The sequence below is a fragment of the Treponema sp. J25 genome (genome assembly GCF_004343725.1).
GTDB lineage: Bacteria > Spirochaetota > Spirochaetia > Treponematales > Breznakiellaceae > J25.
In genome coordinates this window covers 36,857-48,571 of the sequence record NZ_PTQW01000031.1, presented here as the reverse complement: position 1 = coordinate 48,571, position 11,715 = coordinate 36,857, and the positions used below count along the sequence as shown (strand labels likewise).

The 11,715-nt window shown below is 48.8% G+C and carries 11 protein-coding genes; 4 read left to right on the top strand and 7 right to left on the bottom strand.

Going from position 1 to position 11,715, the window contains the following annotated elements:
- Window positions 1-5 precede the first annotated feature (5 nt).
- From C5O22_RS09700 to rlmN, 3 genes are read left to right on the top strand one after another with little or no spacing between them, the layout of a single operon-like run.
- On the top strand, window positions 6-383 hold the full coding sequence (locus C5O22_RS09700) for a hypothetical protein (protein WP_207895373.1): 378 nt from the start codon (window positions 6-8) through the stop codon (window positions 381-383).
- A complete protein-coding gene (locus C5O22_RS09695; RefSeq protein ID WP_243692924.1) occupies window positions 373-1,494 on the top strand; it encodes a tetratricopeptide repeat protein in 1,122 nt (373 codons plus the stop codon). Before C5O22_RS09700 ends, C5O22_RS09695 begins: the two co-directional genes overlap by 11 nt.
- 15 nt (window positions 1,495-1,509) lie before the next feature.
- The gene (gene rlmN, locus C5O22_RS09690) at window positions 1,510-2,547 is read left to right on the top strand and encodes a dual-specificity RNA methyltransferase RlmN (protein ID WP_132781316.1); all 1,038 of its coding nucleotides are present in this window, start codon (window positions 1,510-1,512) and stop codon (window positions 2,545-2,547) included.
- Between the two features lie 28 nt (window positions 2,548-2,575).
- On the opposite strand, the gene C5O22_RS09685 is transcribed toward rlmN, so the two are convergent.
- From C5O22_RS09685 to C5O22_RS09655, 7 genes are all read right to left on the bottom strand, one after another.
- The gene (locus C5O22_RS09685) at window positions 2,576-3,994 is read right to left on the bottom strand and encodes a DUF445 family protein (RefSeq protein WP_132781313.1); all 1,419 of its coding nucleotides are present in this window, start codon (window positions 3,992-3,994) and stop codon (window positions 2,576-2,578) included.
- A complete protein-coding gene (locus C5O22_RS09680; protein WP_132781311.1) occupies window positions 3,987-4,373 on the bottom strand; it encodes a hypothetical protein in 387 nt (128 codons plus the stop codon). Before C5O22_RS09680 ends, C5O22_RS09685 begins: the two co-directional genes overlap by 8 nt.
- Complete coding sequence (locus tag C5O22_RS09675) at window positions 4,370-4,768, bottom strand: (deoxy)nucleoside triphosphate pyrophosphohydrolase (RefSeq protein ID WP_132781310.1); 399 nt, start codon at window positions 4,766-4,768, stop codon at window positions 4,370-4,372. Before C5O22_RS09675 ends, C5O22_RS09680 begins: the two co-directional genes overlap by 4 nt.
- A gap of 21 nt (window positions 4,769-4,789) precedes the next feature.
- Window positions 4,790-5,194, bottom strand: a complete 405-nt coding sequence (locus C5O22_RS09670) for a hypothetical protein (RefSeq protein WP_132781308.1) — start codon at window positions 5,192-5,194, stop codon at window positions 4,790-4,792.
- Window positions 5,195-5,340: 146 nt separating this feature from the next.
- Window positions 5,341-5,565, bottom strand: coding sequence for a hypothetical protein (locus C5O22_RS09665; RefSeq protein ID WP_132781306.1), 225 nt, complete (start codon window positions 5,563-5,565; stop codon window positions 5,341-5,343).
- A gap of 19 nt (window positions 5,566-5,584) precedes the next feature.
- On the bottom strand, window positions 5,585-7,189 hold the full coding sequence (locus C5O22_RS09660) for an NAD(P)H-hydrate epimerase (RefSeq protein WP_132781305.1): 1,605 nt from the start codon (window positions 7,187-7,189) through the stop codon (window positions 5,585-5,587).
- Window positions 7,186-8,418, bottom strand: coding sequence for an LIC_12708 family protein (locus C5O22_RS09655; RefSeq protein WP_243692922.1), 1,233 nt, complete (start codon window positions 8,416-8,418; stop codon window positions 7,186-7,188). Before C5O22_RS09655 ends, C5O22_RS09660 begins: the two co-directional genes overlap by 4 nt.
- 381 nt (window positions 8,419-8,799) lie before the next feature.
- Between C5O22_RS09655 and secA the strand changes: the two genes are divergently transcribed.
- A complete protein-coding gene (gene secA, locus C5O22_RS09650) occupies window positions 8,800-11,637 on the top strand; it encodes a preprotein translocase subunit SecA (protein ID WP_132781303.1) in 2,838 nt (945 codons plus the stop codon).
- Window positions 11,638-11,715: the final 78 nt, after the last annotated feature.

The following is an 11,715-nucleotide window of genomic DNA, read 5'->3' as shown; positions in this document are numbered from 1 at the left end:
GGCCATTGGATAAAAATAATATATTTGATCGTTTTGGCGATCAGGGATTTATAAAAACCATTGAACGACCTGCCCTGACAGATACCCAAAAGGTTGCCCTGAATCGTAAAGGAAATGATCTTTTTAACAAGGGAAGGATAGAAGAGGCCCGAAAAATATATCTTACCACAGGGTACTCCGATGGGTTACGCCGGGTAGGAGAGTATTACGAGCGACAGGGGAAAATACTAGAGGCCCTCAAGATGTATTGGCTTGCCCCTGACAAAGCAAAGGTAGAACAGCTAAGCGCCAAATTGGCCATACTTATACAAAAATTGCTGCATCAAGAGGAAAAAAGCGATGATGGAAGAACCAGCACAGCTTACCCAGGACATGAATTTTGAAATTCCTGAGGGGCTAAGCCAAAAAGAAAAAGATAAATTTACCGAAATTTCAGAACTTTCCAAAAAAGGGTATCATCTCCTTAAAGAGAATAAGATTCCCGAAGCGGTGGAATGTTTTAAGACTATCCTTGAAAAGGATCCCGACAATAATTACGCCCTGGTAGGGCTTGGAGACGCAGCCCGCAAACGGGGGGCCTTCCGAGATGCGGTGGAATATTACCGTCGTTGTCTTTCCCATCACCCGGGAAATAACTACGCCCTCTTTGGGCTTGCAGACTGTTACAAAGCCTTGAATCAATTCCAGAAGGCTATCGAAATTTGGGAACAATACCTCCTTCATGACGACCGAAACATTACGGTTCTTACCCGGGTGGCGGATGCATACCGCAAGGTGCGGGATTTCCGCAAATCCAAGGCGGTGTACCTGCGGGTCCTGGAAATGGAAGAAAACAACCCCTACGCCCTCATCGGCCTGGGCCATCTCCACTACGACTTTAAAGAATACCGGGATGCCCTGTACTATTGGGAGAAGATGCTGGAACTCCACAAAGACAATGTGGATATTCGGGTCTTAACCTCCATCGGAAACTGTCACCGCAAGCTCAAAACCTTTGCAGAGGGGATTCCCTATTTTGAACGGGCCTTAAAAATGGACCCCTACAATTTCTATGCCCTCTTCGGACTGGCCGACTGTTATCGGGGACTTAACCAGCAATATCGTTCCCTCGAATACTGGAACCGTATCCTGGAACAGGACCCCCGCAACAAGGTCATCCTTACTCGAGCGGGGGATGCCTACCGCAATATGGGGGAACTCGAAAAGGCCCAGGAGTACTACCATCGGGCACTGAACATTGAATTCGATGTGTATGCAGTGTTAGGCCTTGCCATCATCGCAAAAATGCAAGGGAAATATGAGGATGCCATTGAATCCCTGCGAAGGCTCATTCAACAGGACCAAAAAAACTATCGACTCTACCTTGAATTAGCGGATTGTTGGCTTAAAAAGGGCGAAAAAGAGCGAGCCCTAGAGGTTCTTGCGGAATTTCAAAAACTGGGAATCAAGAATGCGGCTATCAACGAATTGTTTGAAAAATTGAAACAGGCCTAAGCAAATCGTAAGCCCATGGAAATTCTCTCAGGTTTAACCCTTCCCGAGCTAACCGCCCTGATGGCCCCCCTGCCCCCCTATCGGGGGCGGCAAATTTTTAAATGGATCGCCCGCGGAGCCGAGAGCTTTGAGGAAATGACGGACCTTCCTTGCTCCCTGCGGGAGGAGCTTGCTTCTCGATTCACCCTTCACGCTACCGAAATAGCCCAACAACTTACGGATAAGGATGGGACTATCAAACTCCAGCTTCGCTGTGCAGACAACTCCCTTGTGGAGGCGGTGCTCCTTCAGGATGGAATGGGAAGAAAGACCGCCTGTATTTCCACCCAGGTAGGCTGTCCTATAGGGTGCCTGTTTTGTAAAACCGGCACCCTCGGTTTTTTCCGTAATCTTTCCCCTTCAGAAATAGTGGACCAGTTTTTTCATCTCCAAAAGGTAGGGGGAACAATATCGAACATCGTGGTGATGGGTATGGGGGAACCCCTCTTGAATCTGGAAGCCCTCCGGAAGGCCATCGATATCTGGACGAGTCCTGAAGGACTTAATCTTTCCCATCGTCGGATTACTATTTCCACCAGTGGTATTGTTCCTGGCATCACAGAACTTGCAGAGAAAGGTCCAGAGGTTCGTCTTGCCGTCTCCCTCACTACCGCGGATCCCCAATTACGAAACCGTCTCATGCCTATTAATCGGACCTATCCACTTGATACACTAAAAGAATCCCTTCTCCTCTATCAACAGAAACAACACCACCGCATTACCCTGGAAGCGGTGCTCCTTAAGGGAATTAACACGAGGCCCCAGGACATACGGGCCCTCCAGGAGTTCTGTCGGAGCCTTAAGGTGATGGTAAATCTTATCCCCTGGAACCCCGTTGAAGGTCTTGGGATGGATGATAAAAATTTTGCAGAACCCGCTCCTGCGGAGGTAGAAAATTTTGCCCGACAGCTAGAAAAAACCGGCATTCCCGTAACTATTCGCTATAAGAAAGGCCGCGGCGTATCCGGCTCGTGCGGACAATTGGGGGCACTTCCCTATCAAACGGAAGCTTGAAGAAAGAAAGAGAAATAAACACTTTCCATCACTTCATGAAAAAAGAAAGGCCCACCTGTCCAATACCGATAAGGGCTCCCAGGATAGCTCCAAAAATGTTAATCCATTGAAATTGACTTGCCATCACATCCAAAACGATCCGTTCCACCTCTTCCATCTCAAGGCTGTTGATCCTCTGGCGTACCACCTCCTTAACATTTAAAGCTCCGAGGATTCCTTCCACCTGCCCCTCAACAAAAGAAAGCAGTGCCGAGGTCAGAACAGTACTCAATCGATCTATATCATCTTCCTTCAGTCCAAGAAGTTCCTGGAGTGAATTATCAAGGAGGGGCTTTTCTCCTCCTTGTATAAAGGCAGTAAGCTTTTCATAGTTTAGCTGAGCCAGAAAGTCTTTTAATTTTTCTTGCAGGGCCGTCCCAACCGACTGAAGATTCCCCAGACCCACCTTTTCCACCAGTTTCCCTACCGGAAGAGAAAGGAGGGGCACCACCAGGGTATACAGGAATGTAGCAATTTGGATACGGTTAGAAGTACTTCCTATGAATTTCGAAAATTCTCTCCGTACATATTCAATTATTACTTTTTTATTTTTTTGATCCGAAAGCATACGTTCCAGTTCTTCAATGAGATCCTGAATGATTTCGGGCATTTTTTCATCCAGGGTCTTATCATACTGGGCAGCGGATAAGAACAGGCGCTGAAAAACATTGAGCCGTAATATGACCCGTTTCAAAAAAGCTCTCCCATGGTGCTCCAGTTTCTTCCGGACCTGTTCGGTTTTAAGCAATCCTATGGCAGCTCCCGTGAGGGGGTCATAAAGGCGTTCAAGCAGTTCTTCCACCTGGCGAATCAGAGTCTCCTGGTGTTGCTCCAAAAGGTTCCAGAAAAAAGTCCGTACCCGCTCTGAACATTCCTCCGCGGTCCAGTGTAACAATTCGGGCACCGTCCGCTCTTCCAGGGACTGTTCCACCGCTTCGATTCCCCGCTGAATCAGGGTCTGAACAGGAGGAGAAAAAAGAATCTTTTGCACAAAAAGAACCACCCCATCCGCCACCGCCGGTTCCTGAGAGGTGGGAGCGTCGGTTTTCTTTCCCAGGGATTGCACAAACTTTGAAAGACTAGCCACATGGACATGCAGCGGGCGAGTCATAAGGGGAAGGGAAAACGTTTTGATGGTGGCAGCTACGGCCGTTTGTATCTCGGGGTGGGCAAGGCGCTGCTGAATAAGGTGGGGAGTAATAAGCTCCCGTTCTACCATCCGCCCAATATTATCGGCCAGTTTCTCCCGTTGACGGGGCAAAATTCCCGGGGTAAAGGGAACACGCCAGCGACCAATATACCAGGGCCTGAGGGGACGAAACAACATTTTAATGGCGATGGCATTGGTTACATACCCAATAATTGCCCCCACCAGGGGAGGAACAATAAAGACAAGGAACCTATTCATGGGTTTTCTTTTCTATCATGAAGCGGGCCTTCTTTTCGGTCGCATATATCGAAAGCTGAGAAGCCCGGACCCATCCACTTTCTTCTGTTCCAATGCGAACCCATACATCAGGACGACCGTTTTCTGTTTTATAGCGCCGTTCGAGAATAGGATACAATTCGTTTTCCCGGATGATTCTTAAAATGATTCCCTCCTTACCCGGTTTGTCCAAAACCTGGGCATAGGGAACAATAACCTGTCCGTATCCAATATATGCTCGAGAAAGGGGCGGATTTTCTGAGGGAACAACGGTGGTTTTGGATGATTCTCCAGAACAAGACCCTAATACCCATACCAGAAAAAGAAACAGTCCACCGACGTTATGTGTTCTTTTCATCATTTTTTCTCCAGGTAGGATACAATAGCCTCTACTATTTTGCCATCCGAATCGGCAAATCGAAGGGTGTTCAGTTCCGGGAGAGAAACCCACCGCACCTGCAAATGTTCATGGAGGGAAGAAGGCTCTCCTGAAAATGTCACTTCATAAGCGTAAAGTTCTCGGGGCACACCATTGTGAACAAAAGAGGTTTTTCCAATCAGAGGACCTACCGTAATAGAAAGCTCAAGCTCTTCCTGAAATTCCCGAACAAGGGCATCTTCATCTCGTTCACCCGCTTCTACTTTACCCCCCGGGAATTCCCAGCGCTCTCCCATGGAACCACCAGCTTTTCGTTGGGCCACAAAAATCTTTCTATCCCGAATAGCAACCCCTGCCACTGAACGCTGAACAGCCACCGGTTCTCCTTCTACTCCATATCACAAGAAAAGCACGGTAGGAAAGAGAAAGTGGGCTACCCCTGCAACGAGCGCACCATACCCTACCCACCGTTTTTTTTGCCAGAGAACTTCTAACTTTTCCGGTTGTTCACCCGCCACGGTGCTATGTCTCTTGTAGTATTCGTACACCAAGAGAATTCCTGAGAGTATTCCGGCCGCGGCTGGAATCAGGTCCCCTATTATAGGGATATCCCCCCGTATAGCGGAAAGCACCTTAAAAAAGCCCACAATAACACTGAGGATGCCTAGAACAAGGCGAACTATTTCATCCTTTGCGTAAGAACGCAATCCCTCCAGTGCAGAAGAACCTTCCGAATCTTCTACCAGAAGGGCATACCCAGCGAGCATATTCGTTAGAACCGATAAGAAATAAAATTGAAGCATAGGCTCTCTTTCTACTCTATAGTAAAAATATCCCTCTGGTCAATCATGATTCTTTTAAAAAAGAAACTTCTGCGGCTCTTCGTCTTCCCTATTGTGAATAACCCAATGGGTTCCCTCCTCCATGCGTATCTTACCCTCTCATTCAGTCATCGAAGGGGCATCAAATAGGTAAGCACCATGATGGTAAGGGACAATATCACAATGGCAAGAAACAGAAAGGCATGGGAACGGCTTGCCGTAAGGGTTTTAAAGAGGCTTGGTTTACCCTGGTTGGAGGAATTCATCAACCGTTGTACCTCAAGGGGTGCCCTTTCTAACCGGCGTGCCCGGGAATAATAAAAGGGAATCTCTTTTTTCTCACTATCCTTCATAAAAAGCCTCCTCGGTAGCTTATCCCTGAGAAAGCCACAAAGAACCTGCCAATTTCCCCACCGCGGCAACTACCGCAGTAGGATCACAGAAACCTTCTTTTTGTACCGTTTTTCCTGCTTCCATAAGAAGCAATCCAGCTATCACCGCGGCCTGGTACGGATCTACTCCTCCAGTTTGCCGTTTTATGCGGGCCATCACCGCCCCCACAAGCCCCGCGAGAACATCCCCCGTTCCTCCCATTGCCAGAACAGGCACAAGGCCATCAATGACGGACCATCGGCCGTCGGGAGCAACAACCCAGAGGATATGGGATTTAAAAAGAATAACCGCCTCTAAGCGGCGAGAAACTTCTTGAAGCAACGGAAGGGGCTGGGAAAGTAGCATTTCCCGAACGATTTTTCCTTGTGGAAAAGAGAGAGGGCTCCGTTCATTAAGCCTTATAAGGAGTTGCTCCATTTCTCCTACATGGGGAGTACAGACCGCCTTCCCCCCATAGGAAAAATTTTCGCACCACCGAAGGGCATCCGCATCAATGACGAGTCCCGTTCCCGCAGGCCGCTCTCTCACCAGTTCTGAAAACAAAGAAGCCCGTTCTGGGCCATTCCCCCAGCCAGGCCCTACTACCATCACGTCCGTAGCTAAGGGGCGCTCCCGGGCCCCCTTCTGAGAGACCACCATGATGCCCCCTGCCCCCGGCGCAACGAGGGGAAGAAGGTGATTATCCACCACAAGTCGCACCAAACCAGAGCCGCCATACTGGGCTCCTCGGGCACTTAAGAGGGGGGCTCCCGTGGTTCCCTCTGCCCCTCCATAAATTTCTACCACCCCTCGTTCATGTTTATAGTTTGTCGGTAGCGAAGCAAGTTTTTTAAGGGACGGAAGGGCCTCTGCAAAGGTCTGGAGCTCTCCCCCCGTAAGAGAATCAAGCAAAGGCGGCGGGAAAATACCAGTAACAGGAAGAATGGTGCCTGCCATTTTTCTTCCTTCGGGGCTAAAAAGACATGCCTTAAGGGGCTCAATCGCTAAGGTATAGTCCGCGCGGACTGCCCCATCAGCGGCTTTCCAGCCATCATAGAGGCCCGACGGAATATCTATCGAAATGATGCACGGAGACTTCCCTGCCTCTCTTTGAGAACGGATTTCATTCACCACATCCACAAGGCTTTGTACCGCTCCACTTATCGGTTGATGTACTCCCGTCCCAAGAAGACCATCAATAATGAACGGGGCTTCCTGGAGGAACTTCGTAATTCTTTCTTTCTCTTCTTCCCAGTGATAGAGGGGACAGCCACAACGGTTTACCACAAAAAGGAGTCGATCCCTTACGCTCTGAGGCGGGTATACCGGGGCTTTACAAAACACCACCGCGCAGGAAGCAGGTGTAAGGGCTCCACAAAACAGCAGGTTTTTGAGTACCACCAATGCATCGGCCCCATTGTTTCCAGACCCGACGAGAACAACAATTTTCTCATCCCCTGTGTGTTCAGTAAAGAAACCCTGCCGTTGGAGTACCTCCCAACAAGCCCGGCCAGCCGCTTCCACCAGCATTTCAGAAGGATACCCCCACCCTTCAATTGCCTCTTGATCGAGAAGACGGGCTTCCTTACTGAGCACCAGCTTCATTTGTACACCACCCCCGTAAGACTATCCGTTCTCCACCATACAATTTTTACCTCATATTCGGTGGCAAGGAGGGCCGAAAGAATACCCTCTGGAGAAAGGGAGAGGGCATTGTAAATGAGTTCATCCCGACTCACTTGAATAAAACTCTGTTTTTGGGTTTTTGATTCCACATCAATCACTAAAAGGCGATACCCTTCTTCTACGGGGATAACGAAAAATACCTTATGACCATTTGCAACCCCCAAAAGGGAATACAGCAATGAAAGGGTTTCTTTTTTATCATTTTCTACCCGTGTTTGTTCGAAGAAAGGAATAACCATGCTTTTTTCATAATTTCCTGTTTCCACATTCATGATCCACAAATAGGAGCCTACTATCTGGATCCCGGTCTTCATTTTGGTGGTCTCATCAAAGAGGTCTGCATAATAATCCACCTTTAGATACACCTGCCGACTATCGGGAGAAACGACGAGGCTATCTATCACCGGGAACCCCTCTATTCCCTTGGGAATCGGGATATCCTGCGAGCGAATAAGAATGATATACCGGCTTTGTCCTTCCTTATCGAACCAATATACATTCCAGCCCTTTTGAAGACGGCATACGACAGCCACATCATCATCCACAGACGTATAAATTCCCGTGATATACGGAAAGGGAGATCCCCCAATACCCTCCTGGCCAAGATATTCAACGAAATTGCCATCCCCATCAAAATGGAGCACCGTAGAATCCAGGAGCACATTATTATTTTGATCGTATACCTGCCGTTCCACGGGTAACTTATCCTCCACATAGATATGGCGACGGGAATCGACGGCGAGGTAGCCATTAGAAATAAGAGGGTACGGAATTGCCCGGCGAGTAACCAGCTGGTGCTCCGCATCCTGTTTTTGTAACGTCAGGGGTGGTGGATTCGTGTCAGGATTGTATATCATGGAAAGCAGATCCCCGTAGGACGTATATCGAACCACCTTGTTTCCTCTATTATCAGAAATATAGAATTGACCATCCCGCATCACCAGACTTGTCTTAAGGGGTCGGCCATCTCCTTCCATGTTCACCAGGTCGATCTGGTTTTCCAATTTTCCAAGATCAAGACGAAAAAGATTTTCCCGTCGTATGGTTTCTACCTTGTTTTTTGAAGCACAGGAAGCAAGTCCCCATCCTAAAAGACAAAAACCTGCGAGTATCACCATTCCTGTTCTTTTAATTTCTCTTCTATTCATGGATGTACCATAGACCGAGTGGAAACCCTTGTCAACCAATGAGGTAGAGGAGAGATGTTGGTACTGTTTCCAGATACCTCCTTTCACCCTCTCACAGGATAGGCCCCGCAGGAATACTCCCATTTTTGTTAGGCCGCCGTATATCCCGCCCATCACTTTTAGGGAGAGGAAGCAGAGCTTAACAACAAACAGACGCTTTTTTCTCCGATTATACCAGGAGCACGTGATAATTTAACAGACATGGTATCCCCCTGGAATTAAGCGGCCCATTGAGCAAATTCAGCTTTTTACGGGACCTGCGGGGATGCCATGTCTGTGTACTTACCATTTACCAGGAGTAAGTCCCTTGCCAAGAGCACAAGAACGGGGTATCTTGTCCCTATGTTGGAAAAGCTTTTTACTGCCCTGTTTGGATCCCAGCATGAACGGGATCTTAAAGCCCTGTTACCGATTCTTCATGCGGTAAATGAAAAAGAAGCTTGGGCGGCTTCACTGCCTGCGGAAGAGTTTAAACGGATGACCGCCCGTTTTAAAGAGCGGTATCAAAATGGAGAAAGTCTGGATTCTATGCTTCCCGAAGCCTTTGCCCTTGCCCGGGAAGCGGCCCGACGGCAATTAGGAGAACGGCCCTACGATGTTCAGGTTTTGGGGTCCATTGTATTGCACCAGGGAAAAATCGTGGAAATGAAGACCGGCGAAGGAAAGACCCTGATGAGTGTGGCCGCCACCTATTTGAATGCCCTCACCGGTAAAGGGGTGCACGTCGTAACGGTAAACGACTACCTGGCAAGCCGGGATGCCCAGTGGATGCGGCCGGTTTTTGAATACCTGGGACTTACGGTAGGGACCATCCTTTCTGATATGGACAATGACCGGCGCCGGCAAAATTATGCCTGCGACATTACCTACGGAACCAATAACGAATTTGGTTTTGATTACCTGCGGGATAACATGCGCTGGGATCTGGAAGGTCGGGTTCAGCGGGGTCATCATTTCTGCGTTATCGATGAAATCGACTCTATCCTTATTGATGAGGCCCGCACCCCCCTTATCATTTCCGGTGCCGCCGAAGATGACACCTACAAGTATTTTGAAGTAGATAAACTCCTGGACACCCTGGAAGAGGTTCGAAAAAAAGAGAACGGGGAGTATCCTGATGAGACCCAGGGCGAAGAAGTCATCGGCGATTATAAGATAAATGAAAAAAACAAGACCGTTTCGTTTACCAATGCGGGGATGAATAAAATCGAAAAGCTCCTGCAAAAACGGGGGCTTATAAAGGGTTCCCTCTTCGATGAAGAAAATTTTGAATACATCCACTACTTTACCCAGGCGCTGCGGGCCCATAAGCTGTTCCATATTGATGTGGATTATGTGGTCCAGGATGGGCAGGTACAAATCGTAGATGAATTTACCGGTCGTATTCTGCACGGCCGCCGCTATTCCGATGGACTTCACCAGGCAATCGAGGCAAAAGAACATATCAAAATAGCTCAACGGAATAGAACCCTCGCCACCATCACCTTTCAAAATTACTTCAGGATGTATGAAAAAATAGCCGGTATGACGGGGACCGCCGACACCGAGGCGGTAGAGTTCAATAAAATATACGGTCTTGATGTGGTGGTTATTCCCACCAACCTGCCGGTAATTCGGATTGACGAAGATGATGTGGTGTATCTTAACGAAACCGATAAATTCAACGCCCTCTGCGACGAAATTGAGGCGGCCCATAAACGGGGACAACCGGTTCTTGTGGGGACCGTCTCTATCGAAAAATCTGAAAAGGTTTCTGCCCTTCTTACCCGGCGTGGAATCCGCCATGAAGTGCTCAATGCAAAAAACCACGCCCGTGAAGCAGTAATCATCGCTGAAGCAGGGGCCAAGGGGGCGGTCACCATAGCAACCAACATGGCCGGACGAGGAACGGACATTAAGCTCGGAGGTAATCCGGAACATCGGGCACGAAAGCGGGCCGGGACCAATGCTACTCCAGAACAATATGCAAAAATATATCAAGAAGAATACGAAAAATGGAAAAAGGATTACGAAGAGGTAAAAAATTTAGGGGGCCTTTACGTCATCGGTACGGAACGGCACGAAAGCCGACGAATTGATAACCAGTTACGGGGACGTTCAGGACGACAGGGAGACCCCGGCCGTTCTAAATTCTTCATTTCCCTCGATGACGATCTCATGCGTCTCTTTGGAGGGGAACGAATAAAGGGTATGATGGCCCGCATGGGTATGGAGGCGGGGGAACCCATCTTCCATCCCTGGCTGAACAAAAGTATTGAGCGGGCCCAGAAAAAGGTGGAGGAGCGAAATTTCGAAATTCGTAAACACCTGTTGGAATATGATGATGTGCTTAATCAGCAACGGAAATTCATCTACGAACAACGGGATGCGATTCTCGCCGACCAGAACCTTATCGAACGGGTCCATAGCGCCACCGAAGACATGGTGCGGGATAGAATCGAGATCTATGCCGATATGGTCCGGCGGGATCCTGCTCAAGCCGCAAAGGAGCTTTCCCAATTTTTACGGGAAAAATTCGGCTACCTGCTCGATCCATCCCTCCAACAGGCCCTGCGGGATAAGCCAGAAGAACTGGCCAGCCGGATTATTCAAGATTTAAAACAAGAACTTATAGAAAAAGAAAATCTGGTAGGAAAAGAAAACCTTAACCTTTTCATTCGCATGCAGTACCTGCAGGCCATCGACCGTAAATGGCTTGACCACCTGGAAAACATGGAGGCCCTTCGGGAGGCGGTGTATCTCCGTAGTTATGGGCAAAAGAATCCCCTTACGGAATACAAGATCGAAGGATTCCAGATTTTCGATACCATGATTGCGGAGATCCGGCAAGAAATTGCAAGTCGGCTCCATCTGGTACGCATCCAGCGGCCAGAAGAACGGGAGACCCGCACCGTTCGGCCCCTAGTGACTATTCAGAATGCAAGCCATGGGAGCATCGGCAGTTTCGGTGGTATGGTAGAAACAGGCGGCAGGGAATCGGTGAGCGGAAACAGGGGAGCATTCCAGTCCGCGGGGCAAAGTGGAGGCTCCGGGCAAGGGGCTACGCTGGGCCGAAGCGCTGGCCCTGCCCGTTCAGAACCGGAGGCTGCCACGGTGGTACGAACCATTCCCAAAGTGGGTCGTAACGATCCGTGTCCCTGTGGAAGCGGGAAAAAGTATAAATACTGCCATGGAAGATAAAAAACAGGGGCCTGCAGGGGCCCCTTCAACTTATCAAGAATTACTTAGCTCAGCGGAGATTTACCCTTCTTTTTATTG